Raw genomic sequence first — 24087 nt, forward strand, 5'->3', positions numbered from 1 at the left:
CTGAACCTGACATCGAACAATGATAGGCCCCGTGTAAAAACCGAAATATAATCAACTATCTATGTCACGTATTCAGATCCATTGGATTGTCAGAACCACTGGTGGCCAAACCAAAGGCCCCTATACCACCGAAGCATTGTTGAAGCTTATTGGGGAAGGTGTGTTTTCTGGATCCGAAATGGTTTCTCGTTATCCGGGTGGTCAGTGGAGCCAGCTTTCTCAGGAACCACAATTCTATGACAAGTTGTTAGAAGCTTTGGAAGGATCTGTTGAACCGGTTCCTAAAAGCAACGCCCATGAAGAAACTATAGTGGGCCCGGTACCCGAACATTTGAAAAACCCGCAAGCTCAGCGAAGCATTCTTGAAAAGACAGAAGTTCGCAACTCTACAAGAACGCCGACACCGCAAAGTCCTCTGCCGAAGCCACACCAAGCTTCTCATACGTCCTCGATGCCAGGACCGATTATCGAGTTGAAGAACATTGCCCAAGCACAGAAGCAAGAGTTTATGAAAAGCTCGAAGCTGCCTTTGATCTTGGTGGCGGTGGCTTTGTTGTTAGTGGTCTATGTGCTTTTGCCAGATGGACCCGACGCCGGGGAAAAAATCAGCTTACTAGCGCCGAGCAAGGGTTCTGCGGCTATGAGTGATAGCCAAATTAAAGACAAATTGAGTGTCGCATTGAAAGCGATCGAGGCCGACACCATCGAGTCTTATCTGGATGCTCAAAACAATCTTGTCGCTATCGTTGAAGGCTCTCCAAGCAATCTCGAAGTGCGTGGACTTTTGTGTTTGGTTTATAAAGAGCTTTGGCCTTTTGCCAAACAAGATGCGGCCGATGTTCGTGCGGTTTCAAGTGTTACGCAATCAACGCGTGCTTTGAATGCCGTTGGGCTTTACGGAAGTATTTGTGAAATCGTGAACCTTCAAACTTCTGGGCACTACAAAGAAGCTCGTGGTGTTGCAGAGTCCGCACTAGAATCCGCAGAAAGATTCTCTTTGCTCGCGGTTCTTTATCAATTCAAAGCAGAGCTCTTGGAAGCTGATAAAGACTATATGAATGCTACGCCCTACTACGACAAGGCGGCTCAGCTTTGGGATACGTGGCTTCGCCCGCAGGTGAAATTAGGCGCGATGGCGGCTCAGCAGTCACAGGGCCCGAAGGCTTCTCAGTACCTGCGTGCAGTGCTTGCGAAAAATCCGGGACATCGCGAAGCAAAAATTCGTCTAGGAATTCTGGAATACAAAGCCTTTAAGCAAGACGAAAACGCCTTTAAGTTTTTGAAATCTGCAATGAGTTCCGATGCTCGTGTTGAGCGGGATCTGGAAGCTCTTGGTTATTACACGCTCGCGGAATTGCATCTTGCGAAAAGCGAAAAGAGTGCGGCATTAACAGCAGCGCAAAATGCGTATCGCCTAAGTCCCAATAATGGCCAATTCAAGCAGATGGTCGTTCGCTTGGGCGGCTCTGATAAGCTTAAAGAAAAATCCACCAATAGCGAGATGATGTTTATCGGTGATCAGTATGCCCGCTCTGGAGATTGTCTAGCGGCGCAAGCTGAATACAAAGCGGCTTTTGAGTTGGAACCCAAAAATGGCATGGCCGCAGTGAAAGCGGCAAAATGTTTGTGGCAGCTCAATCAAAGTTTTGAAGCGATCGAGTGGCTAACAAAAGCGATTAAGGCTGACCCAAGTTTGATTACTGCGTACGTCTTGCAAGCGGACTATATGTCTCAGCGCTATAATTTCTTGGGCGCAACGAATGCTCTGACAAACGCCGCGCGCGTTTCACCAAATAACTATGAAGTTTTGCGGGGAATGGCTTTGATCGAGTTCCGTCGTAATAACTTTCAAGGCGCTGTGAACTTTGCACAAAGAGCGCTGAGAGCTTACGACGCGGATATCGATACTTATACGATTTTGGCAAAATCCAGTGCATCCCTTTATGCAAGCACCATTGCTGCCACTAAGAAAGATGCGGAAGCTCGCGAGACTTATCAGCGGGATGCTCTTCGCTTTGCAACAAAGGCTGTCGAGATTGATGCTACCAATACCGAAGGTCAAATCACGTACGCTAAAGTGATGGCACAAATTAACGGGATTGATTCTGGTGTTAATTATCTGCAAGAGCTTATTAAGAAATACTCTTACTCTGTGGAGTATCGCGTGGCTTTGGCAGAAATTTATCGGGCCGAAGAACGTTATGCTCAAGCCAAAGAATATTATGAGCAAGTCACCGAGGCCGATCCGAAAAACAAAAAAGCCTTTATCGGTTTGGGTGAAAGTTATAAAGCCTTGGGGCTGATTGAACCTTCTCTGCGTGCGTTCTTATCGGCGGCAGTGTTAGACCCTTCGGATGCGGAAGCCCTTTTCCAAGTCGGCAAACTGCGCTTGGAAAGCAATCAGTTTGATAAGGCCATTGAGCAGTTTAAACGGGTCCAAACGATTAACCCTCAATTCCCGCGCGCGGCCTACTTTATCGGGAAAGCGGCCATGATGGCGGGAAATTACAACTTGGCCCTGGAAGCTGTTAAAAAAGAGAAACAGGCCAACCCAAATCTGGCCGATAGCTATTTGCTGGCAGGCGAAATCTTTAACGCCAAAAAGCAGTTTGCCGAGTGTGCCGCGGAATATTCCCAGGCTATGAAACTCCACTCTCAGGGAGCGGACATTTACGTCAAAGCCGCTCAGTGTTATCGTCAATCTGGATCTGTCGATATTGCTCAAGATTTGTTATCTATGGCCTCAGCCCGGGAATCTGGCTACGCGGATATTTACAAAGAGCAGGGCGCGATTTATGAGATCCGTGGGGATATTCGCGCAGCGGTACAGTCCTACAATAAATACTTAGGACTCTCGCCAAATGCTCCGGATCGTGGTGAAATTGAAGCTCGCATCAACCGTATAGGTGGCGGGTAAGAAGGAAAAAGTTAAAGGGGACCATATGGGAATGGCTGACAAAATGAAGGGATTTTCAACCAACGTGCAAGACGGAGTAAAAAACTCGTCGGTGTCCTTGGTTTGTCTGACTCTTCGAGTTTTGACCGGCTTCATGTTGGGTCTCACCTTAGGCTTGATTGGTCAGGAGCTTGTTGGCTATGGCTCGCTTGCTTTGACTTTCATGCTGGTGGTTGTGATGGGTCTTGTGATCAAGACGACCTCGGGATGGAACCTCGGCAAAATTCTTATTTTTGATTTATTCCTCGTTCTTTTGGCGATGCTACTCAGAATGTATATTCTCGTCGCTCCGTAAGTAGAAAGGCTACAACTATGATCGACATTAAACTTCTCGAAAAAAAAGCCGAGAACGGCACTTCTTATTATGATGAATACAAACAAGCTCTTCTAAATCGCGGAGCTACCACTGAAGTTCTTGAACAAGTCATGGAGCTTAATAAAAAGCGCCGTGAAATGATCACTGTCGCTGAAGGCGAAAAAGCAAAGCAGAACAAGCTGAGCGGTGAGATCGGAAAACTCAAACGCGAAGGTGGCGATGTTTCTACGGTCATGGCCGAGGTTGAAAAACTTAAAGGCACTGTAAAAGACCTTGAAGCCAAAGCGACCGAGATCGATGCGCAAGTAACGAATATCGCACTGACGATGCCGAATAAACCACACAGCTCTGTGCCCGTGGGTTCTTCTGAAAAAGAAAACAAAGTTTTGAAAACTTGGGGAACTCCTGCGACTTTCGGTTTCAAAGTGAAAGAACACTGGGAGTTGGGTGAGAGCCTCGACATTATTGATTTTGAACGTGCTGGTAAAACCACGGGAACACGCTTTGCCTTTTTAAAGGGTGCGGCGGCTCAGATGGAGCGCGGGTTGATTCAATTCATGATGGACATGCATTCTCAGAAGCATGGCTACACTGAAATGATTCCGCCATTCATGGTGAACAGTAATAGCTTGTTGGGGACCGGTCAGTTTCCAAAGTTTAAAGAAGATGTGTTCAACTTAACGGGCACGGATTTGTATTTAATTCCAACGGCTGAAGTGCCAGTGACGAACTACTATAACAACGAGATCTTGAGCGAGACTGACTTGCCGAAGAATTTCTGTGCATACTCTCCGTGTTTCCGCTCTGAGGCAGGTAGTGCCGGTCGCGATACCAAGGGTTTGATTCGTCAGCATCAATTCGACAAGGTTGAGTTGATGACCTTTGCTCATCCGGATAAGTCTTATGAAGCTCATGAGGCTTTGACGTCTCATGCAGAGCAAGTTTTGATCGACTTAGAACTTCCTTTCCGCCGTATGCTTCTATGCACGGGGGATATGGGTTTTGGATCTGCGAAGACTCATGACTTGGAAGTTTGGCTTCCAGGGCAAAATACTTATCGCGAGATCAGCTCTTGCTCTAACTTTGAGGACTTCCAAGCTCGTCGCGCGAATATTCGCTTCCGTTCAGCTGGCGGCAAACCGCAGTTCGTTCATACTTTGAACGGTTCAGGTTTGGCTGTCGGGCGTACATTGGTTGCGATCTTAGAAAACTATCAGCGCGAAGATGGAAGCGTTGCTATTCCGAAAGCTCTTCAGAACTACATGGGTGGACGTAAAGAGATTCGAAAATAAACGGCGCGTCAGAATAACAACTACTTGAATACGCTCTCCAAAACCCATAAAACGGTCGACGGAGAGTTGGTAGAGCGGTTGAATACACCAGTCTTGAAAACTGGCAGCCCTTCGCGGGGCTCGAGGGTTCGAATCCCTCACTCTCCGCCATTAAATCGGGGGAATCACTAGGGTGGTTTCCCCTTTTTAGTTTTTAGGGCTTGAGAAATAGAACTCGGTAACGGTTCGACTCTCGGGCTTGCCTAAGAGAGTGTAGCGAAGTGAAACCATCTCTCGCGCCTCTTCTATAGACTACTTGTTTCTGTAGTAAAGTTCTATCAGACCAGACCTTCTTACTTTTGTTTTCATCAGTATAAACCGATGAGTTTCATGTGTTCCGTGGAAGAGCTTAGTTCCAGCGCCAATCGAGATTGGGCAAAGAAAAATCTGATACTCATCAATGATGTTGGTATTCAGCAAACTTGTAGCAAGCTGATTGCTGCCAAGAATAACAATGTTTTTTCCTGGCGTTTGTTTCAGCTTTGCGAGCTCAGCGGCCGCGTCGCCTTTAATGAGTTTTGTATTGTTCCAGCCAACATTTGATAGCGTATTTGAAAACACTATTTTTGGAAGCTCATTCATTTTGCGCGCAATACTGAATTCATCGGCATTTGCTGTTGGCCAAAAGGCAGCCATTATATCGTAAGTTTTTCGTCCGAAGACTAAAAGGTCCGCAGAGTTGAGCAGTTCGTTTGCATAATCTTCGTGTTCTTCATCATTGGCATAGTGCCAATCTAAATTATGACTAAGCCCTTCGAAGTAGCCATCAAGAGATGTAAGCATACAAAATTGCACTTTGCGCACCGAATCCTCCTCGTGGACGCTAGGCTTTGTCGAGATTCTTCATAAAGTCTTCGCGCTTATCCATCGGATACAAGTTGAACGTGCCAAGGCCTTTTGCAATGAGTTCTTTGTCGGAGTCGCGGTGGATATCGCCGCTTGCGATGACTAGGGATTTCCCTTTGTACTCTAGATGACCATTACCGATAAGCTTGTCACCTAAGCGTGCCGGCTTAATGAAGTTCAATTTAAATTCTACTGTCGAAGTCAGATTTCCTTCGGTGACAGCATAACTAAGTGCCGCTAATCCCAAAACACAATCCATGAAACCGGCAATCACAGCTCCATGACAAGCATCTGGAGAACTTAAGTGCTTTTCGAGGACCTCGAATTTATAAGTGATCTTTCCCGGAGATAGAACCGAGAAAGTCAGACCGTTATCTTTGTCAAAGTTGTTAAATTTTTTAAAGAGCTCGAAAAAACGATCTGACTCAATCATATCAGCCTATTGTTTCACAAGATCTGCTTCTACAGATAAGATGATATTTCCTTCAGCATCCATAAGAGTTTCTTTGAAGTTGAGTCCTACTTCAGAAATCTCGGCCTGATATACTGCGATCGAGCCGTTTTCAGAATTTTGTTGGCGAGCGTACAAGAAATCCTCAGAAATATTTCCGAGGCTGACTCCGTTACTCAGAAGCTCTCCGTCTTTGATTTCTAAAGATAGAGGTGACCATGTCATTTTGAGGTATTCGCATTCAAATACACCAATCGTGAGATTGAAATTGGTGTCTGTATGAGACAGCTCGAGGCTCGCATTTTTGCACTGTTGTATGGCGCCGTTGCCATCTACCATGTGTCCCTTGCCCGCCCACAAACCGGTAAAGTTCGCAAAAGCTGAGAATGAAAACAGTGTCGATAAAACAAAGATAGCAAATCTCATGAGGCAGCCTCCTTGCGCTTTAGAGAGATTCGTTTGAAAGTCTTTACAATATATCGTGTGCTGAATTCTGTTGCCACCAAAATAAAAATCCAGAATAGATCAAGAGTTCTTGGGTGTTCGACAAAGGTGTCGGTGTATTGTAAGCCGAGCGGTGTAAAAGCAAACTCTAAGAAGTAAGCCAAACCAAAATGGCGATTCCAACTTAAATTGGATAGCCAACGCACAAATTGGAACCGACCCAAGAAAGCATTTACACTGTCTAACCAACTAATTCTTAGCCAAATAAGAATAACGACAAAGCGACTCCAAAAAAACCAAGGCGTGCCAGAGAACACATAGTAGTAAAATCCGGTCGCTGTGATGGAAATACCGTCATTGAAAGGAAAAGCCACAACTAGCAAAGCTGCAACACTCAGAAGTGCTGGAAGCTCCCAGTTACGTCCCTGATAGACTGAAGAATCTTGGGGAAGTTGGCGCAACCACCGACCCGCGCAAAAGCCTAATATTGGAATCGACAACCACGGAATAAGTCCCCACCCGATTGTTTCATTTGGATCCAGATCACCAATGAAAATCTGAGAAAGTGTTTCTCCAAAAAAAGGCCTGAGCGATTGGTACTCGTGAATAGGAACTGCCAGTGATAACAGAGATAAAATAGAAAGCGCGCCCAAGACTATTTTGTTAGACGGAATAAATTGAACAATGCAGAGACTGACAAAGAGGTAGGCATAGATATTCCAAGACCACGTCGATGAGTCCGCAGGGTCGAAGCCAATATTCACGAGCATTCCAATAAAACCAACGGCTACTAGTAAGTAGCGTTGCCAGTTCCATTTCGTTTGCGAGAAGCCAATCAGAAAAAACGAAATAAAAGCCAGAATCAGTCCTGAGTAACCCCAATAATCTAAAAAGAAATTCGTCAAAAGACCAAAGAACGACTGATCGGGAGTAAAAAGCATTTTAGCTTGGCCAAATTGGCTTTCCCAAACGTGATAAAAGGTAACCACGAGAATGGCGCAACTTCGAAGAATGTCCAAAGCGTAGAAACGACGAGGGGTCATTCCTCGATTCTAGGCAAAGTCGGTTTGAAAAGCGAGTGTACAAAGCCATCTTCTGCAGGAGGTAAAGTGATTTGTTGAAATTCGCTCTTAAAATTTTCGAATTTCAGAGAATCCAATGAAAGATCAGTAGCAAATACAAAGGTCTCTCCCTTTTCGTAGGCGATGATACTTTGAAATGGAACCTTTTGCAGAGTTGAGTGAATGACTTCAGAACTGCCACGCAAAGGGAAATCAAAGACAATAAATGACTGCGTAGACAGTCTTTTGTGTAAAAGGCGATAAAACTCTAGACTAAATAGTTTTGCGACCTCAAAGCTGTAGGGATAAGGAAAATCCAAGAGGACAGCGTCCCACGTTTCGTTTGTCTCACGAAGAAAGTGAAAGGCATCATCAGTAAGAAGCTTTACTCGTGAACTTGCCAGAGAGTTTTGATTGAGTTCAACCCACGCTGGATCTTCCTTAGCGAATTGCAAAACAATGGGGTCAAGTTCAACCATTGTGATATCTGTAGTCTCTGGAAGCGTGGCTAGTACATCCCGCAACAGCAAGCCATCGCCAGCACCCAAAATAAGAACTCGTTTCGGAGTAAAGGGTGCGAGCTTCAGAGCCCCCTGCAAAAAGGCATAGTGATATTCGCGCTCGAAACGAGAGTCGAATTGGAATTGGCGATTTAAGTAAAGTTGAAAGTAAGGCTTTTCATCACTGCCGTGAACGATATCAATGGCTTGGTAAGGGCTGAGAGTTCTATCAACGTTGATTTTTGTGCGCAGATCAGAGATGTACTCGCTAATGTCGTACCAAGAACTAACAGTACTTGGAAAACCACTATAGTACGTCAAACGAAGAGCCGCTTGTTGGAGTGGCTTTTGTAAGAAGCCGATTCCGACCACTAGACCGAAAGCGATAACAAGAGCACGTTTTCCCTGTGGATATCTCTGAGGAAAAGACGTCAAAATATATAACGAGATGAGACCGCTAAATAGAGCGATCAGCAAAGCACTGCCATAGATTTCTAAACGAGGAATGAGAAAAAGAGGCATAAAGAGCGAAGCGGCTAAGGCTCCAAAATAACTAAAACCTAAAATGTGATTTAAGCTGCGAGCATCTTTTTGATCCGGGCGTAAACGAAATAGTAATGGAGTCTCGTAACCCGTCAAGCGACCTAGGTAAAAAGACAAAGATCCTGACCCCAAAAAGAAAATAAGAATCAAAGGGACAGGCGGCAGATTTATCGATCCAATCTGAATGAAGCGAAGTGATGGAACAAAAGACAAATAAGTCACCACTAGGGGTGCTACAGCACCAACTACCATCAAAGTAAGTTCTACGTGAAATAGCGATGACAAGGGATCTTTAGCTTTAGCAGAGTGTCTGCTTCCAAAACCGATACCGACAATGAAAAGTGCACTTGATAGACAAAACCCAATGATCTCTTCACCGAGTGTGACGGCAAACGTTTTTGCCATCAGCGTTTGATAGGCAAACCCGCAAAATGAAAGCGCGAAAGAGAGTCCTCTTAGTTGCCGATCACCCATTTTTCTAAAGTTTCCTGATAGAGGTTTAAGTAGGTTGTTACAAACCAAGTTAAAAGACCAAAGCTAACAAATAGAACCGGGCTTTCGAGCTTCCACATTTTCTTGTGGCGAAATCCCCAGACAATTCCACAAATCAAAGCGAGCGCCAGATTTAAAAGAGCCAACCACAAACTCGTCTGCAAAGTTCCCCAAGCGCGGTTTAGAAAAAGCGCAAATAGAAGACCCGCGAAAAACATCCCAAAATAATCTAAGAAAAGCGCCTTCTCTGCAGATTCAGAGTCGTCGGAAGACTCTTGCTTTATACGTAGAAGCAAGGGCAATTCCATGCCAGAAAGAAAGCCAATAAGAATAATGAAAAGATAACTGACAAAGGTCGCTTCAGCTCGGTAGTGAACATCGGCTCCGATAAGACAAAAAGGCGCTGCCATCGCTAAGAGTGACAGCGCAACCTCAATCCAAATGAACATTCTATGAGCGGAAATTTTTGTTGGGGTTAGAGAAGCACCAAAGCCCATGGCGGCAATATAGATTCCGGTTGTAATAGTATACTGAAGGACAACGTCGCCCCACAAAATCGAAAGAATTTGGGCCAAGACAAGTTCGTAGGCATAGCTGCAAAAAGCAGTTATAAAAATCAACGATCCTAAAAACCAGTTTTTGGGAATTGCCGTCATTACCAACCCTGTGAAGTAGGTGCGGGTTTTGCAAAAAGATATGCCTGACGAATTAGTTCATTCGCGTTGCAAGTGCCGACGTTTTTAACACAGAAAGAAACTTTCAAACATTGATAAGGATTCGCGGCGCCGACCGTACAATTCGGAGACTCGGGCAAACTGCGAAAGCCCCCATTGAGCACGATGCTATTGGATGGAACCAAAGCTGGTAAAAGAGGTTTAAACGCATCAAGATTGGCGTGAGCTTTAGAAACACCGAGGTCTTTAAAAAATTCGATCGATGCATCTTGGAAAAATGCCCAGCGATCTGCAAAACTTTTTTCAGTCGGCATCATTGCGACTTCCCACTCATTCGGTGTTTTTATGCGAACTTGTAGGTTGCTTGATTCTAGGCAAATATCAACGGGGCCACCCGCCTCGCGAGAACGTTTTGCACAAAGTTTATTTCCTGAACCGCCGAACTCCCAACAAAGTTTCACGGTATTAGCGCCACCTGTACCGAGTGTGACAAGTTTTCCGGGACAACCATAGTCACCGAGAGCTGGATTACCTCCGGTATTGGGAATCATGTCCTGCATATAGTTGGCTTTGTCATAAGCGTTTTTTAACGACACGGAGAATTTTTCGATGGCAATTTCTGAATCATAAAAAGCACGAGATTTGTCGTAAGCCTTGTTGAGGTCACCCATTTTATGAGTGATGCCAACGATGATGATGCCGACAACAACAGCGACAGCAATAACAAGCATCGCACCGACAAACCCATTTTGATTTTTTAATGAAGGCTGGTTTTTGCTTGTCATCTAATACCTCTTCAACTGCCCGCTAGGATAAGAGGCTCTTAGGAAATATACCAAATCGTAAGGACGTCGATACAAAGGTCGACGAACTGCTCGCAAAGCCGTCGGGGTTTCGCCAGAGACATACATTTGCGCTGTAGAAAAACCAAGAACGTTGTTACGGAACACGATACGAACGACCCGTTCCACATCTTTGTAAGGAGTGGTGGTCCGACACTCAGTTGCTGTCATTGCTGTCGGAGGACACCAGCGGAAGTCGCGAGGACCGTTGTCTCGTGGCAAGTACTCACGCACAGTGAGTTTCACGGTGATTGAAGAAAGTCTTTGTCGTGTCATTGCAGCAGGATTTGTATCTGGGAAATTGACATCAAATCGGTTGATCTCGGGTTCTAGTACTTTGAGATCAACAATCGAGCCAAACCACAAATCATCGAGGCTCGGGGAAACAGCCACAGTGCCAGCGGATTGGGGTCTACCTAAGTCAAAGTACAAAATTCCGTAAGTACGAGGTGTTGGTCTTTGAAAGAAAACTCCTGTGGGGAAAAAACGCGCAGCCACAGCAGGAGGGGCTCCGACATAATCGCTGGCTAGGTTATCGCGCAGAAAAAAACCGATTGTATCAACACTTGATGCGGTTGTGGCTGGGTTGAACAAAGTTGTGAAATCATACGCGCGAATCCATCCCGTATTGGAATTACCGCCAGTTCCAGAGAGCCCATTGATATTATTGTTCCCAGCGTATTCCACATTCACACCCATTGAGAGAATGTGTTTAAGGTAGAACGACATCTCATTCACTTCGGCTTCCGATTGAATGCGATTTGAGAGCGATTCACTTTGAGACGAAGCCATCGTCATGAGAGAGCCGATACCGTAAAGCAAAATGGAAATCAGAGCCACTCCGAGCAACAATTCTACGAGGGAAAAACCTTGTTGGCCCCATAGCTCCCTGCTAGACTTAAAACATCGTCTTGTTGTTATTTCGGGGGAATCAGAATGTGCAAGAGCATTCCATCTATTTCTCATAAGCGTATTTCCGGCTTTTCATCCCTCGAGATGATGGTGGCGATCGGTATTCTGGCTACGATCTTTATTCTAGCCATGCCTTTCTTTAGCCAACAAGGGAAAATTGTTAAGCAACTGCGGACGTCTGCGAACTGTCAGGCAATTCTGGATACAGCATTTTCCCGAATCAACTCATTTGGAAACTCTCTTGATGGTTATCAAGCAAACCTCAACCCTGCATTCACCGCGGGAATTACAGGGACAGCGGCAGCGACACAACTGGCGTTTCAAGCGCCAATGTCACAAATGGTGAATACCTACGATCCAGATTTTCAAGCTCAGCGCGCATCTACATTTAACATAGAGCCTAATATTCAACTCTACAGAGCGAATCCTGGCAAAACAGTACAAATTCCAAACGGCGCATCGACGGTTGGTGTTCCCATTGCACAAGACGGTGTGACTCTTTATACTCCGCTTTTGTTAAAAGGATCGATGGAATATTTGGCTACGAAATACAACGTGGGCCACTGTAATGCGTTTGCGCCGGTAAAACTCTTAACGAGTGCAGATACTCAAGCTTTGAACAGCCTTTATACAGGTGGATTCAGAAATTTGAGTCTGAATTTGAAAGTCGCACGGTATGATTTGGGAACAAATCAATTGGCGTCTTATAGTTGCGGTCCATTTTGGCCACGTCCACGTAATGGGGCTCGCACAAACGTAACTTACGAGCCACAGTTTGGTACGGGCGCAGGTCGCCAGATCATCGGCAGTTATCCAAACTGGATTAGTGATCGTGATGGCTTTCGCGTCACAATGCGAGCTGCGTATACGAACGACCAAGGACAAACCGAAGATTGCGAAGGGACGAAAGACTTTTCGTTGCCGGACGATCGTCAAAATGTGGTCGATTATTTTTATGATGTAAACTACGTCAAAGCATCCGCGGTGAATACTGCACAGATGGTGGATAACTATACAGCGATGCGCGTGGGAACAAGGTGTAATGGCGCAAGCTGCTTAGGTCATCCGTTTGAAACAGTCTTGACCAATCTGCAGCCGTACAGTGCTTCGAATCCAAATTGGCCAGAAAATCGTGACCGTCCTTTATGCTCGCAAACAGCAAGCAACAATATGGACCTAGTTGTGACTCTACGAGTTTACAATTATCAAAAAGAACCCGGCGTAGTTCCGATGTGTATGGACACTTCAAACCAGTGGTTTAGAAACTCTCCGGGGAATTGGTGTCCAGGATCTTACAACGGAGGCGCTGAAACCAGTTTTGATAAGTCTTGGAATATGCGCTACACCGGCTGGGTTCCGTGTGAGCAAATACGTTTCTGTAACTCGAGACCCGATCGCGTAGAGGTGATTCGAGCGGCGGCGACGAACTCTAAGTTTACAGGTGCTGGTGTCAGTCAGCCATATCTAGAGTACAAATATTATTTCAACGGTATTAATGGAGATCGTAATAATCCACGTATGTGGGGTTGCGAAATGAAGTTTGGCGTTGCGATGCTAGATATGGCCGGGAACTTAAGTTATGTGCCGGCGTTAGAAGCAATGATGGCAGCGGCCACGTTGGTTCCGGGCGACAAGCGTCCGCCAATCAAAGAAATCAATCCTCACGTCTATTTCAAACCACCTCCTTGTTATACATGTAACTGCAAACCTTGTAAGGGCGGCAAAGGACTCTTTGGTGGACTCTTTAACTGGGTACTGTTTGTAGTTTTGGTTGTAGTGAGCGGCGGTCTGTTTGGTGTGATCGTTGCGGCAGTCGTAGCAGCTATCTGTTTGGGTGGCGGTCTTGGTTGTTACAGCGGTGGTGGCACCAACTTCGTTCCTAATAGTGCCGGTGGTAAATACCGATCTTGCAATGATAGTAATAACGGATGTAAGTGCGGTCAGAAGTGTAATGCTATACGACCGCCGGGACCTGCATGGTCAGCACCTTTAGATGAATCCATGGATATTAGCAAAATCGAAGACAACGCTTGTAAACCAGGAAGCACTTTCTATAACGGTGGAACGGCTTACAATAATGTCGGCGGCATGATTCCGACATTGGCGTACAAAACTCCGAAAGGTGGTATGCCTGGAAATGGTTATGAATATCTAACTAATCCGGACATTCATAAAATTCAGCCAGGTGATGAAGTGATGTGGGCAGCCTTCGATCCTCCGAACAAACGCTTCTGTTATGTGGCGGCTCGCTGCGTGCAGGGCAAGCTGCAAGTGATTAAAGAAAGCAGCGATGTACCTGGAGACAATAATTTGTATCCGCTGATGGGTTGTCATCCGACGAAGGTGGGTAGAAAAATTAGTTTCACGGGCTCTCAATATGGAATTGCGCAAGGAGCAGATCCTTGTTTGGAAGTGCAATTCCAAGGCGGTCCTCAGAACCCAAGCAACACACCACTTTGGGGTTGGGCGAATTATAATGAGCAATGTATGATGACTACAAATACATCGACATTGTCTGCAAATCCGAATGTTGTAGCAGGTAACTGCCCACAATCATCACCGACGTCGTCGACATTAACGGCAGGTGCAACATACACAGCAACAGGACCAGGATGCGCAAAAGCAACTGCGGACCCTACAGATATTGATACCTACAACTTTGCATGCAAGTACACGCGCAAATATTGGGATCCGTGCTCGGGTAACGCGAATAACGCAAGCTGCTTTAAGTGGTGTTACGCCGAGTGTAGTTTGCCTGAGTATATTCCGGAACACCCGTGGGTTGAACCGCTTGGAACACGCCCGCAGCGTTATTATGAAAATATGAATGGCTCGGATACAGGGCTTAACTTCTGTACAATGGATAGAAAACAGTTCGATGCCGGGTTCTAGTTCATCGACATCTCCAGTATTAGTACCTCGAATCTATGGATTTGATCTTTTAAGAATCGTCACGGTGTGGGCGATTCTTTATTTTCACGTATGGCAGTTCTCTTTCTTTCAAGATCAGATTACTTTGCCACCCGAGATTTCTAGTTATCATCTATTAGTGGATTTCGTCGGAGTTCTTTTTAAGTACGGCGGCCTGCTCATAGTTGCTCTAAGCTTTTTCTTGATTGGTTTTAAAGCCAAATCGTACCACATCCAAAGATTTGTTATTTTGATCGTCGGAGTCATCGGCTTACAAATTCTTAGCAGCGAAAGCCCCATGGACCCTCAAAGTTGGGAGTGGGATGTCTACTCGTATTTAGTGTTCTCGTATATTTTCGTGGCAGTTCTTTCGCAGAATAAATTACTTCGACAAGCTCTCGTCTTCTTAAGTCTTATTTTGCTGAGTATTCCGTTTGAACTTTATGGATCCCGCGTGTACCCCTCTGACGGAGCTTTGCAATTTGCGGGCTGGAATCTGCTTCCATGGTTAGCATTGCCAGTTTTATTTCACTCACTGGGTATTTTGTGGCGCGAGAAAAAGCCAGACGCTTTTATTCCATTAGCTAAGTGGGAATGGCCAGTGTGGGCAGGTTTCATTTTGATTTTCCTAGTAGTGACACCTGACTATGGAGTTTTTCCCGCAGGCCCAGGCTTTGAGGCCTATGTGTTTCAACAAAAGCCGCTGATGTTTTGGAAGCATTTTTCAATTTTCATGTTTTTGATGAGACTAAGCCTGGATCCTCGTGTGAACGGCTTTTTGGGAAAAATCAAAATCATGGAGTGGATTTCAAACCTAAAGTGGAATCGTCGTCTTGGCTTTTGTTATCTTCTGCAATTTGTGTTTATGCCTCTGGGCCCATTATTGATGGAATTCTGGGGAAATTATCCGCGTCTGTTCGAATGGTTATGGTTGTTCATTTTTGTGGCTGTAGAACTGTTTGCGCGCGCCGTGCTAAATAGTCCATGGTTTTTTAAAAAGGCCAAATTCCGCTAAAAGCTCGCATCTTTTGGTGTTTGTTGACTAGAGTGTTTATTCGGATAAACTCTGACTCTTTCGCGTTGTTGAGGAGGAGTCATGAACAAAGACTTCATGAAAAAAGCTATCCAGTTGTCACAGCTCAATATGCAAAAAGGAGCCGGCGGCCCCTTTGGAGCAGTGATTGTGAAGAACGGTCAAATTATTGGTGAAGGTTGGAACAAAGTAACCTCTACCAATGATCCCTCTGCCCATGCTGAAGTTGTTGCTATTCGCGAAGCTTGCCAGAACATCAAGCACTTCGATCTTTCTGGTTCAGAAATCTATACGAGTTGCGAACCTTGCCCGATGTGTTTGTCTGCAATTTACTGGGCGCGTATCGATAAAATTTATTATGCAAACACCCGCCGTGATGCCGCAGATATCGATTTTGACGATGACTTCCTTTATCAAGAAATTCCAAAAGATATCAAAGATCGCAAAGTTCCAATGGTTCAGTGCTGTCATGATGAAGCCTTGACGGTTTTCAAAGAGTGGCAAAACAAGCAAGACAAAGTGAAATACTAAAATTTCGTTAGATTGCTATTTGAGCGGAAGCGTGAAGAAGAACACGCTGCCTTTTCCGTACGTGCTTTCTACATGAAGCTGTCCACCCATGAGCTCCACGAGAGTTTTAGAAATCGATAGACCTAGGCCGCTACCACCATATTTTCTGGCAGTCGAAGAAAACTCTTGCGTGTAGGGGCTGAAGATTTTTTGAAGATTGTCTTTCTTAATACCGATGCCCGTGTCGGCGATATCCCAGCGATACAAATTGCCTTTGTAGTGAGAAACGCTCACTTGAATACTGCCCTCGTCCGTAAATTTCACGGCGTTGCCGATGATATTGGTCAACACCTGGCGAATGCGATGAGAGTCTCCGTAAAGCTCGACAGGAACTTCTGAGGCCACGCGCATTGAAAACGTCAGATTTTTTTTCTGACACTCCAAAGAAAAAACGTTCTCGAGGTATTGCTGAACATCGCTTATCTTGAAGGCGTGGGGATCAAGTTCTAAACGACCGCTGTCTAGCTTATGGAAATCCAAAAGGTCATTAACGACTTTCAACAGGGTATCAGAGCACTGCTTAATGATATTTACGTAATCACGTTGCTCTGCCGGAATCGGAGACTCTTGCAAGAAGTCAGTAAAGCCGATGATACCATTGAGCGGAGTACGAATCTCGTGACTGACGACCGAGAAGAAATGGCTGCGACCTGCATTGAGCTTCTCTGCATTGATGCGGGCTTTAATCAAATCTGATTTGGTAACTGCGATCTGCCGCATTTCGCGTGTTGCTTGCACACACATATAACCTAAAAAGAGATCTTCAAAAAGAATCCAACCAGCATGCTCGAGCCAGCGCCACTCAACTCCAGACATCACGCCATAGACAGAAAGTGGAAAATAGATCCCACGAATTAAGTGATCTGCAATGGCCAAAAGCGAAGGCAAGATCAGCAAACGCCATTCACGATAAGCCGAAAGAAATGCAAGAGAGCCAAAGATATGAAAATGTGCTTCTATGCGCCCACCCATGAGGTGGATAAATAGAGTTGAAAATCCCATCTGAGCAATGGCGATGACGTAACGTCCGATTTTTTGGCCAGGATTAAAAATTGCGTAATAAACAGGTAGAGACGTGAATATTCCGCCAAGAAAAATAGCCATCCATACGTGCATGTGAATGCTGGAAGAATCCCCGGACCAAGTTAATGGAGAAACGAAGACTGCAAGCAGAATTGCTAAAACCCACTGCAAGACCATCAGATACGCAAAGCCGCGATCCACTCTTTTGCCGAGTTTATACTTATGCTCTTGAAAGAGAACTTCTACTTCCATGTCGAAGACCCTTGTCCATCATTATTAAATAGGGAGCAACCATATACATTCGTTCGTGCGTATTTAGTGCGTCCTTGAGTGGTTAGTTCACCAATCGCTGTTATTCCGAAATTACGACCTGTGTGTCCTCTTGACGGAGTAATTCCACCACTGAAAAGTAAATCGCCCGACGGAGAGTATAAAAGAGTCTCTCCTGAAATTTGAGCGTTCAGTGATTTTGCTAGAACACCTAAGTGATCAATTGAAACTTCTGCGCCTGGAATAGATTGAGCTAATTCCCAGAGAGGAGATTTCACCCACTCGGTATTTTTAGAAGCCGGTTGAATAAAGAATATCTGCATTTTCAAAAAACCACGCAGGCTGTGTTCTAATTCTTGCAGCTCAAGAAGACTTGCTTTGGTACACGGGCACTGTGGATGTGCGAACATCACGACGGTAGGTCTTGAAGGATCCAACTGAATTTGACCGTGATGCATGCGAGTCGCCTTGGTCAGTTGTGGGCTCGGAATGTTTTCATAGGCCCAAAGCACGCGCAATCCATTTGCTAGCAGGAAGATCCAAATTAAGAGAGCGAGTGTTTGCCACCGAAAAAGTGCCTTAATCATGACAGCGATATGCCTTTTTCAGAGAGCAGAGGCAAGAAATTTAAACTAAAAAGAATTTATTTCTGTAGAAGGCGATTTACAAGTATTTGAACAGCCTCTGGGGATAGTGATTTATCCCTTGCGAGATCGCTATCAAACACGGCGCGTTCCATGCGAGGTTTTGCGAGAAATTCCAAGGACATAATTAAAACGATCAAGAGAATGAAGCCAAGCCAGCTGGCAACAGAAAGCACGGTTCCTGCCAGCAAAAACCATTTTTGTTCGCGGTAATTTTCCTTTCGAAAATCAATCTCGGAAGCCGCTTTAATGGTCGCTTCATTGTTGGACCAAGCTAAATGAACTTTATTCAGATTCTCATGAATTGCGCGAAGTTGTTGGCGACGGCTGGGACGACGGTTCCATAGAACATACGAGAGCGAAAGACCCCAGCAGGCAAACATGCCGACGAACAGAGCGATAAATTCAGGTAATAAAAGCCAAGGTTCAGAAGCAGACATACACTTATGCTAACAGCTTGAGGGGCCTCTGAGGAGACCTGTTCGACCCCGCCCTTGCGCGTCGTTTGAATACTATGAACTAAGATCTTAAACGCCGAGGATCCGCGCGGCTGTAACTTTTGCCCCAGCGAATTTGCAGCCTGAATACGAGATTAATCAATCTGTTAAATATCTGATCTGGCAAAAGATGACGTAAACACGAAAACATCAAAGCGTCAGGAGTGGCGTCCACCCATAGCGGAGGATTTTGCGTGCGAATGACTTTAAACACCTTCTCGGCAACAGACTGAGGAGTTCCCAAAGATTTATTCATCATCCTTGAAACAAAAGGAGTCATGAAATGATAAAAATCGGCGTAAGGCCCATCGAGCTCAGTCGATAGTCGACTTTTCGGCGCAAGCAAGACGTGACTGTATCCATCCGATTTAATGAAGCCCGGTCTAATCACACTCACATTAATGCCCATGGGTTTGAGTTCATACCACATGCTTTCTGAGGCCGCCTCGAGAGCGTGTTTCGAAGCGCTATAGGACGCCATTGTTGGCATCCCTAGAATGCCCGAGACCGATGAAACGTTGATAATCTTTCCACGCCCACGCTCACGCATTAAAGGGATCACAGCGCGACTCAGCATCATAGGACCAATATAATTTACTTTGAGTTGTTCAATCTCAGAGAGCTGATCCATGTGCTCAACGGTCGCTCGATAACAAATGCCGGCGTTATTGATTAAAATGTCGAGTCGACCCCATCGAGCAATGACATGTGAGACCGTCCTCACAATTTGCTCTGGATCACCAACATCCAGTGGTACTACCATCAAGCGGTCATTTTCTGGAAAACGGGCACGTACCTTTGCAACCGATCGATCACGAGCCGTCAGGACTAGTTTATAGTTTGTCTTTTTTGATAGAAGGTCAGCAAGAGCTTCGCCGACACCAGAGCTACAGCCTGTAATTAGAACTACAGGCCCGCCTACAGATGACGATCGTCGTAGAGGTCGACGCGTGTTTTCCGACGTCTCTGTTCCACACATATTTTTGAGAGTTCGCACGGTACGGACAGGGTGAAGAGGCTTGTGCAAAAACCGGCAATTCAGGGAAGCCTCTCTGGTTAGTTGTAGGAACTTCTCAGGGTTCGCAGAGGAGCAAACGATGGTCTTCTTTTGCATTTTTGTGGACAACTTTTTGACTAAGTCCATGCCTGTGCTATCGCCAGATAAAAAGATGTCGGTAAGAATGTAGTCAAAATGTCTGCCAAGTTCGTCAGGCGATCCGTATTTTACATAAAGCTCATCGACACTGGTCATGCAAGTGACCTGTGACCCGCCAAAGTGCTTTTGGATCAACATCTCCAAAATCCGGCTACTAGTTAAGTCATCCTCAAGGATGAGAAATCGATGGCCCATGTCCTTATGGTACGTCCCCAATGTAAAATGAGAGCTCTAGAGAAATGAAGTCTTCTTGACAGAGACGTATCACTATAGCCCTTGCCGCCTGTTCAGATTGGAACAAACAGGAAAGTCCTTCGAAAATTAGATATAATTTAGCTATGGAGATGATGAAAATTCTGTTGGTAGAGGATTCACCGGATTGCCAGAATCTCATCCAGCTAGCATTAGGGAAAAAGCATTTCATTCGAACCGTGTCTTCGGCCGAAGACGCTCGGGCAGAGCTTCACCATAATCCATTTGATCTCTTAATACTTGATATTGAGCTTCCTGGAATCGACGGTATTAAATTTTGCGCTGAAATTAAGGCGTCTGAGCAATTAGAGAGTTTGCCTATTATTTTCGTTTCAAGTCGAGATGGTATTGAAGACAAGGTTCTTGGATTTTCGGTGGGGGCCGACGACTATATTCAAAAGCCATTTGACCTTCGTGAGCTTCATGCCAGGGTTGAGGCCAAACTTCGCAGACGTATTCAAGAAAAAGAACGCCAGGAAAACTATGTATCCGGAGCGTTTCGTGTGAACATAAATCAGCAGAAAATATTTCTAATTACCGATTCTAGTGATGTGGATCTGTCATTAAGTTCGCTCGAGTTCAAATTGCTTTTGTATTTTTTAAATCACGAGGGCCACATTCTAACTCGCTCGCAGATTATCGATCGCGTGTGGGGTCAGGGAACTAATGTGGGAGAGCGCACGGTTGACACTCACGTGTATATTCTGCGAAAGAAACTGATTTCAAAAAGCGGTTTTATTCAATCAGTGCCCGGCGAGGGTTATAAATTTATCCAGTCTTCTTTATAGTCACGGTCGCGCGATCAATATATTTCCCGATGACAGTTTGAAGTTCTTGTTTGGTGAAGGGTTTTGTTAAAACCTCATCGCAGCCCACTTTTATACATTTTTGCTGATCTTGTTTCATCGCAAATCCTGTGAGTGCCACAATCGGCACGTTGCAGCCACGGGCTCGGAGCATCTTCGTGGCAGTAAAGCCGTCTAGAATAGGCATTTGCATGTCCATCAAAATCATACTGTAGTCATTCTTCTCTTGAAGCTTCAAACCGTCTTCGCCGTTGATAGCAAAATCGACAGCAAGATCGGTTTTGCGAAGATAGGCTTTGACGAGTGCTTGGTTGTCTTTCGAATCTTCACAAACCAAGACTCTGAGCCCTTGCCAATTTTGTACATTTACCGTGGACGAAGATGTGGAGTTACGTTTTATTGAAGGAGCTTCGCTAGGGACATAATTAATGGATATGCGGAATGTTGTTCCTCTGTCAGGAGCGCTTTGCTGAATGACGACATCGCCACCCAGTAACATCGCAAGTTTTCGTGAAATCAATAGACCCAAACCTGTGCCACCAAATTTTTTTCGGACAGAGTTGTCTGCTTGTGAAAAAGGCCTAAAGAGTTTCTCGGCATGTTCTGGAGAAATGCCGATTCCGGTGTCGGCAACGTCGAAGACAAGTTTATCACCGACGATTCCGTACGATAGAGTGACGCCGCCAGTATTTGTGAACTTTATCGCATTCCCAAGAATATTAGTGAGAATTTGGCGAAGCCGAGTGAAGTCGCTCGTTATATACTCGGATACTGTACCCCACGTACGAACAGAAAGAGTCAACCCCTTGGCATCGACTCGAAATTGTAGAATTTGACTGAGGTCGGAAATAAGTTCTTTTAAAGAAAAACACTCTTCATGAACAGGGATGGCTTCCGCCTCGAGTTGAGCAATATCTAGAATGTCATTTATGATCGTCGTTAAGTTAGCTCCGGTTCTCTTAATGATCGCCATATAGGCGTCTTTTTCTTCATCACTAATATCCGGCGAATTAAGAATTTCGGCAAAGCCAAGAATCGCGTTCAACGGAGTGCGAATCTCGTGACTCATGTTTGCTAAGAACAGATTTTTGACTTCGCTGGCGTGTTCTGCAGTGAGGCGTCCTTCAACTTGCTTTTGCAAATTGGTGGTCATGGAATTGAGGCCCTCGGCCAGCTTTCCGAGCTCGTCACCAGAGCGCACGGGCACTCGTTGATCAAAATCTGCGTCGCCAACGCGGCTGGCAAATAGGTTCAACTCGTTAAGCACGTTCGAGAGGTTTCGAGAAAAGGTATACGTCAAAAAGAGGCCCGTGCCTTCGATGGTGATGACCGCGCAAATCAAGAGGCTCATTAAGATGTCTTCAAGCCAGCGCGAAGCAGCCCCTAGCGTGCTAGAGAAACCATTTTCGATTTCTGTAAATTTCAGGTCGAGCTCCGAGAGATCCGAAAGCAATTTTTTTAGATCATCTTTGTTTTTGGCGGTACGAACCTCATGATCAATTTTTTTTCCAACATCGATAAGTTCATCCATCAAGACATCGCCCCGTCGCCAAAAATCTATGGCACGGGCTAAATAGGGCACCCAATAAAATCTTCGAATTAAGAGAACCATGTTTTCGACGTCGTCAGGATGATTTTGTCCTTGAACGAAGCCATCCGAAATACGGTTCATATCGATGTTGGGTTTTTCCATTTCAAGTCGAGCTTGGCGGTCACCAAGAGGCACTAAAAGAAATTGCTGAAAATGTTTATAGTAAATTGGATTGCCAGTTTGTCCGTATTGCTGAAGATTGTAGATCGCACTTTTTTGTGCTTTTGACCAAAGGCCTTCGCCGCCAACGAAAGAACGAACGGCAGAAAGAGTTGTCATCGCAAAATGCAGCGACAAGAGCTCGAGGCAAATCAGCATCGCCATAATGCCCACGACAAAGTACAGCTTGGTAGAGACTGATAGATTTCGCCAAAAACGACGCATTTGTCCCTCCGTTAAGCGGCATTGCTGGAGCCCTGGTTAATAAAGTCACGAATTTCTGCAAGAGCCTCGGCAATTTCGATTTCTAAATCAGTGATGAGCTGATTTAGAGTTTCGGTGGAGGTATCGGCTTGGCATGACAGACGATGTATTTCTTTTGCGATGACAGATGCACGAAGCGCACCCACATTGTGGCAAGAGACTTTGAAGGAATGCATTTCCCGAGCAAGAGCATTGAGATGCATTTTTCGCGCACTCATTTTAATCTGTAGCCATTTTTCGTGATAGATCTTTTCAAAGATGTGGATCAAATCGTTGATAACTTGGGAGTCACCGTCATCGATACTGATGAGGTCTTCCAAGTGTTCGTAATTGAGACGAGCTACGCTCTTAAAGTGAATTTTTTTTGTCGGTAGCCGATCCATATTCCACCAACTTTCATTTTATTGTTCCTCTTGATAAATAGATTATCAGTTGGGTCGAATTTTTCCACCTGAGACTTTCGCGTTTTTCGCCGAACTTTTTTACGTCTTACGCCGAACTCGAAAACACGCGTAGCAGCCTGAGAAATGAAGAATGAGCTTCAAGAGAACTTGATATGAGCAGAGATCTTTTTTGAATTCTGCGGAATAAACTGAGTACAAGTGAAAGAAGTGAGACGCCGACACAAGGAGGAACGTATGAAACGCGATTTTGACTATGTAGGTTTTGAAGTCCCAGAAAGAACTCGTTTCACAATGCGAAGATTTCTGGATAAGTTACAAAACGCGACTCCGGACTCGTATGTAAATGCGACCGTCACAAAGGAGGACGAAAACTACGTATTGAAAGTTGCCGTTAAATTCGTGGATGGTCAGTTCGCTGCTGAAACACAAGGACAGGATTTAATGGATGTCCTGAATCAGGCGTCGGAGACCCTACGACTTCAGGTAAAAGTTTGGCGTGAAAGCCGGTTTGGTGGCCACGAGGGTCGTCAGTCACTGCGAAGCCATAGACCTGTTGGTTACGAGAAAAATATCCATCCACCGTAAGTGAACATTCTATTTAGCGAAGCTAAGCCATCTTACTGAAGGGTATTAGTATATAGATAGAGTGGGTCGAAAATGGCGGAAAGGGCGGGATTTGAACCCGCGGTAGACCTTTTGAGTCTACGAGCGTTTAGCAAACGCTTGGTTTCAGCCACTCACCCACCTTTCCGCACGAAAATTGGGTCAGCTTTTTACGGCAGACTTCAGCCAACCTGCCATAGCCCCCCCTTATAATCAAGCTTAGACCAGAATTCTTTTTGCAAAACGCGTAAAGAACCTTGATTTTTTCTCGGGTCGGCAATACAACAAGCCTCTCTTTGGAATCCTATTCCACTACGTGCAGTCGTAGCTCAGCTGGATAGAGTACCTGACTACGAATCAGGTGGTCGGAGGTTCGAATCCTCCCGTCTGCACCAACTTTTCTTCCCTTTCTGACAACTTAATCTGCTTAAATTTGAGGCAAAATCATCAGAATAAAGGTCCTGTACCATCTTAATTCGCGGTCTAGTTATCGAACGTCCGCAGACTGACACGTCCAGATTTGCTACGCCTATAGCG

At 45.2% G+C, this 24087-nt stretch carries 22 protein-coding genes and 3 tRNA genes; 10 read left to right on the plus strand and 15 right to left on the minus strand.

Features of this window, described 5'->3' with window-relative positions; all coding sequences use genetic code 11:
• Positions 1–61 precede the first annotated feature (61 nt).
• The 4 genes from ACLWBB_RS00345 (at position 62) to ACLWBB_RS00360 (ending at position 4714) form a co-directional block, all read left to right on the plus strand.
• Positions 62–2917, plus strand: a complete 2856-nt coding sequence (locus ACLWBB_RS00345; protein ID WP_413289552.1) for a tetratricopeptide repeat protein — start codon at positions 62–64, stop codon at positions 2915–2917.
• A 31-nt stretch (positions 2918–2948) separates the two neighbouring features.
• A complete protein-coding gene (locus ACLWBB_RS00350) occupies positions 2949–3251 on the plus strand; it encodes a hypothetical protein (RefSeq protein ID WP_413289553.1) in 303 nt (100 codons plus the stop codon).
• Positions 3252–3268: 17 nt separating this feature from the next.
• Positions 3269–4564 carry a serine--tRNA ligase gene (serS, locus tag ACLWBB_RS00355; protein ID WP_413289554.1) on the plus strand — a complete coding sequence of 432 codons (1296 nt, stop codon included), beginning with the start codon at positions 3269–3271 and terminating at the stop codon, positions 4562–4564.
• A 60-nt stretch (positions 4565–4624) separates the two neighbouring features.
• Positions 4625–4714, plus strand: a tRNA-Ser gene (locus tag ACLWBB_RS00360).
• A 141-nt stretch (positions 4715–4855) separates the two neighbouring features.
• Here the strand turns inward: ACLWBB_RS00360 and ACLWBB_RS00365 are convergent.
• Genes ACLWBB_RS00365 through ACLWBB_RS00400 form a run of 8 tightly spaced genes read right to left on the minus strand, consistent with a single transcriptional unit; the run spans position 4856 to position 11422 of the window.
• Complete coding sequence (locus ACLWBB_RS00365) at positions 4856–5407, minus strand: dihydrofolate reductase family protein (RefSeq protein ID WP_413289555.1); 552 nt, start codon at positions 5405–5407, stop codon at positions 4856–4858.
• A gap of 19 nt (positions 5408–5426) precedes the next feature.
• The gene (locus tag ACLWBB_RS00370; RefSeq protein ID WP_413289556.1) at positions 5427–5882 is read right to left on the minus strand and encodes a PaaI family thioesterase; all 456 of its coding nucleotides are present in this window, start codon (positions 5880–5882) and stop codon (positions 5427–5429) included.
• A 6-nt stretch (positions 5883–5888) separates the two neighbouring features.
• Positions 5889–6326, minus strand: coding sequence for a hypothetical protein (locus ACLWBB_RS00375; RefSeq protein WP_413289557.1), 438 nt, complete (start codon positions 6324–6326; stop codon positions 5889–5891).
• A complete protein-coding gene (locus ACLWBB_RS00380) occupies positions 6323–7387 on the minus strand; it encodes a hypothetical protein (protein ID WP_413289558.1) in 1065 nt (354 codons plus the stop codon). Before ACLWBB_RS00380 ends, ACLWBB_RS00375 begins: the two co-directional genes overlap by 4 nt.
• On the minus strand, positions 7384–8853 hold the full coding sequence (locus tag ACLWBB_RS00385; RefSeq protein ID WP_413289559.1) for a spermidine synthase: 1470 nt from the start codon (positions 8851–8853) through the stop codon (positions 7384–7386). Before ACLWBB_RS00385 ends, ACLWBB_RS00380 begins: the two co-directional genes overlap by 4 nt.
• Positions 8854–8903: 50 nt before the next feature.
• Positions 8904–9596, minus strand: coding sequence for a hypothetical protein (locus tag ACLWBB_RS00390; RefSeq protein WP_413289560.1), 693 nt, complete (start codon positions 9594–9596; stop codon positions 8904–8906).
• Positions 9596–10399, minus strand: coding sequence for a hypothetical protein (locus tag ACLWBB_RS00395; RefSeq protein WP_413289561.1), 804 nt, complete (start codon positions 10397–10399; stop codon positions 9596–9598). The genes ACLWBB_RS00390 and ACLWBB_RS00395 overlap by 1 nt, the downstream gene beginning before the upstream one ends.
• On the minus strand, positions 10400–11422 hold the full coding sequence (locus ACLWBB_RS00400) for a type II secretion system protein J (protein ID WP_413289562.1): 1023 nt from the start codon (positions 11420–11422) through the stop codon (positions 10400–10402).
• Here ACLWBB_RS00400 and ACLWBB_RS00405 point away from each other — a divergent pair.
• From ACLWBB_RS00405 to ACLWBB_RS00415, 3 genes are all read left to right on the plus strand, one after another.
• A complete protein-coding gene (locus ACLWBB_RS00405; protein ID WP_413289563.1) occupies positions 11393–14260 on the plus strand; it encodes a type II secretion system protein in 2868 nt (955 codons plus the stop codon). The two genes, ACLWBB_RS00400 and ACLWBB_RS00405, sit on opposite strands and share 30 nt — an antisense overlap.
• Positions 14247–15293: a hypothetical protein gene (locus ACLWBB_RS00410; RefSeq protein ID WP_413289564.1), complete on the plus strand. Its 1047-nt coding sequence runs from the start codon at positions 14247–14249 to the stop codon at positions 15291–15293. Before ACLWBB_RS00405 ends, ACLWBB_RS00410 begins: the two co-directional genes overlap by 14 nt.
• Positions 15294–15374: 81 nt before the next feature.
• A complete protein-coding gene (locus ACLWBB_RS00415; RefSeq protein WP_413289565.1) occupies positions 15375–15842 on the plus strand; it encodes a nucleoside deaminase in 468 nt (155 codons plus the stop codon).
• A gap of 15 nt (positions 15843–15857) precedes the next feature.
• Here the strand turns inward: ACLWBB_RS00415 and ACLWBB_RS00420 are convergent, their stop codons facing one another.
• From ACLWBB_RS00420 to ACLWBB_RS00435, 4 genes are all read right to left on the minus strand, one after another.
• The gene (locus ACLWBB_RS00420) at positions 15858–17156 is read right to left on the minus strand and encodes a sensor histidine kinase (RefSeq protein ID WP_413289566.1); all 1299 of its coding nucleotides are present in this window, start codon (positions 17154–17156) and stop codon (positions 15858–15860) included.
• A complete protein-coding gene (locus tag ACLWBB_RS00425) occupies positions 17147–17761 on the minus strand; it encodes a hypothetical protein (RefSeq protein WP_413289567.1) in 615 nt (204 codons plus the stop codon). The genes ACLWBB_RS00420 and ACLWBB_RS00425 overlap by 10 nt, the downstream gene beginning before the upstream one ends.
• 56 nt (positions 17762–17817) lie before the next feature.
• Positions 17818–18258, minus strand: a complete 441-nt coding sequence (locus ACLWBB_RS00430) for a hypothetical protein (protein WP_413289568.1) — start codon at positions 18256–18258, stop codon at positions 17818–17820.
• A gap of 79 nt (positions 18259–18337) precedes the next feature.
• Complete coding sequence (locus tag ACLWBB_RS00435) at positions 18338–19567, minus strand: SDR family oxidoreductase (RefSeq protein WP_413289569.1); 1230 nt, start codon at positions 19565–19567, stop codon at positions 18338–18340.
• 248 nt (positions 19568–19815) lie between these two features.
• Between ACLWBB_RS00435 and ACLWBB_RS00440 the strand changes: the two genes are divergently transcribed.
• On the plus strand, positions 19816–20511 hold the full coding sequence (locus ACLWBB_RS00440; RefSeq protein WP_413289570.1) for a response regulator transcription factor: 696 nt from the start codon (positions 19816–19818) through the stop codon (positions 20509–20511).
• Here ACLWBB_RS00440 and ACLWBB_RS00445 read toward each other — a convergent pair.
• Both ACLWBB_RS00445 and ACLWBB_RS00450 read right to left on the minus strand, forming a co-directional pair.
• Positions 20492–22504 carry an ATP-binding protein gene (locus tag ACLWBB_RS00445; protein ID WP_413289571.1) on the minus strand — a complete coding sequence of 671 codons (2013 nt, stop codon included), beginning with the start codon at positions 22502–22504 and terminating at the stop codon, positions 20492–20494. The two genes, ACLWBB_RS00440 and ACLWBB_RS00445, sit on opposite strands and share 20 nt — an antisense overlap.
• 11 nt (positions 22505–22515) lie before the next feature.
• A complete protein-coding gene (locus ACLWBB_RS00450) occupies positions 22516–22926 on the minus strand; it encodes a hypothetical protein (protein WP_413289572.1) in 411 nt (136 codons plus the stop codon).
• Between the two features lie 255 nt (positions 22927–23181).
• Between ACLWBB_RS00450 and ACLWBB_RS00455 the strand changes: the two genes are divergently transcribed.
• Positions 23182–23532, plus strand: coding sequence for a hypothetical protein (locus ACLWBB_RS00455; RefSeq protein WP_413289573.1), 351 nt, complete (start codon positions 23182–23184; stop codon positions 23530–23532).
• Between the two features lie 73 nt (positions 23533–23605).
• Here ACLWBB_RS00455 and ACLWBB_RS00460 read toward each other — a convergent pair.
• Positions 23606–23698, minus strand: a tRNA-Ser gene (locus ACLWBB_RS00460).
• A gap of 170 nt (positions 23699–23868) precedes the next feature.
• Here ACLWBB_RS00460 and ACLWBB_RS00465 point away from each other — a divergent pair.
• Positions 23869–23945: transfer RNA gene (locus tag ACLWBB_RS00465), tRNA-Arg, on the plus strand.
• Positions 23946–24087: the final 142 nt, after the last annotated feature.

This window comes from Bdellovibrio sp. HCB337, from assembly GCF_047302465.1.
GTDB lineage: Bacteria > Bdellovibrionota > Bdellovibrionia > Bdellovibrionales > Bdellovibrionaceae > JACMRP01.

Bases quoted from the DNA above. Each gene is read 5' to 3' on its own strand.
- ACLWBB_RS00345 (WP_413289552.1), top strand. From the start codon at position 62: ATGTCACGTATTCAGATCCATTGGATTGTCAGAACCACTGGTGGCCAA.
- ACLWBB_RS00350 (WP_413289553.1), top strand. From the start codon at position 2,949: ATGGCTGACAAAATGAAGGGATTTTCAACCAACGTGCAAGACGGAGTA.
- serS (WP_413289554.1), top strand. From the start codon at position 3,269: ATGATCGACATTAAACTTCTCGAAAAAAAAGCCGAGAACGGCACTTCT.
- ACLWBB_RS00370 (WP_413289556.1), bottom strand. From the start codon at position 5,882: ATGATTGAGTCAGATCGTTTTTTCGAGCTCTTTAAAAAATTTAACAAC.
- ACLWBB_RS00375 (WP_413289557.1), bottom strand. From the start codon at position 6,326: ATGAGATTTGCTATCTTTGTTTTATCGACACTGTTTTCATTCTCAGCT.
- ACLWBB_RS00380 (WP_413289558.1), bottom strand. From the start codon at position 7,387: ATGACCCCTCGTCGTTTCTACGCTTTGGACATTCTTCGAAGTTGCGCC.
- ACLWBB_RS00385 (WP_413289559.1), bottom strand. From the start codon at position 8,853: ATGGCAAAAACGTTTGCCGTCACACTCGGTGAAGAGATCATTGGGTTT.
- ACLWBB_RS00390 (WP_413289560.1), bottom strand. From the start codon at position 9,596: ATGACGGCAATTCCCAAAAACTGGTTTTTAGGATCGTTGATTTTTATA.
- ACLWBB_RS00395 (WP_413289561.1), bottom strand. From the start codon at position 10,399: ATGACAAGCAAAAACCAGCCTTCATTAAAAAATCAAAATGGGTTTGTC.
- ACLWBB_RS00405 (WP_413289563.1), top strand. From the start codon at position 11,393: ATGTGCAAGAGCATTCCATCTATTTCTCATAAGCGTATTTCCGGCTTT.
- ACLWBB_RS00400 (WP_413289562.1), bottom strand. From the start codon at position 11,422: ATGAGAAATAGATGGAATGCTCTTGCACATTCTGATTCCCCCGAAATA.
- ACLWBB_RS00410 (WP_413289564.1), top strand. From the start codon at position 14,247: ATGCCGGGTTCTAGTTCATCGACATCTCCAGTATTAGTACCTCGAATC.
- ACLWBB_RS00415 (WP_413289565.1), top strand. From the start codon at position 15,375: ATGAACAAAGACTTCATGAAAAAAGCTATCCAGTTGTCACAGCTCAAT.
- ACLWBB_RS00420 (WP_413289566.1), bottom strand. From the start codon at position 17,156: ATGGAAGTAGAAGTTCTCTTTCAAGAGCATAAGTATAAACTCGGCAAA.
- ACLWBB_RS00425 (WP_413289567.1), bottom strand. From the start codon at position 17,761: ATGATTAAGGCACTTTTTCGGTGGCAAACACTCGCTCTCTTAATTTGG.
- ACLWBB_RS00430 (WP_413289568.1), bottom strand. From the start codon at position 18,258: ATGTCTGCTTCTGAACCTTGGCTTTTATTACCTGAATTTATCGCTCTG.
- ACLWBB_RS00435 (WP_413289569.1), bottom strand. From the start codon at position 19,567: ATGACCAGTGTCGATGAGCTTTATGTAAAATACGGATCGCCTGACGAA.
- ACLWBB_RS00440 (WP_413289570.1), top strand. From the start codon at position 19,816: ATGATGAAAATTCTGTTGGTAGAGGATTCACCGGATTGCCAGAATCTC.
- ACLWBB_RS00445 (WP_413289571.1), bottom strand. From the start codon at position 22,504: ATGCGTCGTTTTTGGCGAAATCTATCAGTCTCTACCAAGCTGTACTTT.
- ACLWBB_RS00450 (WP_413289572.1), bottom strand. From the start codon at position 22,926: ATGGATCGGCTACCGACAAAAAAAATTCACTTTAAGAGCGTAGCTCGT.
- ACLWBB_RS00455 (WP_413289573.1), top strand. From the start codon at position 23,182: ATGAAACGCGATTTTGACTATGTAGGTTTTGAAGTCCCAGAAAGAACT.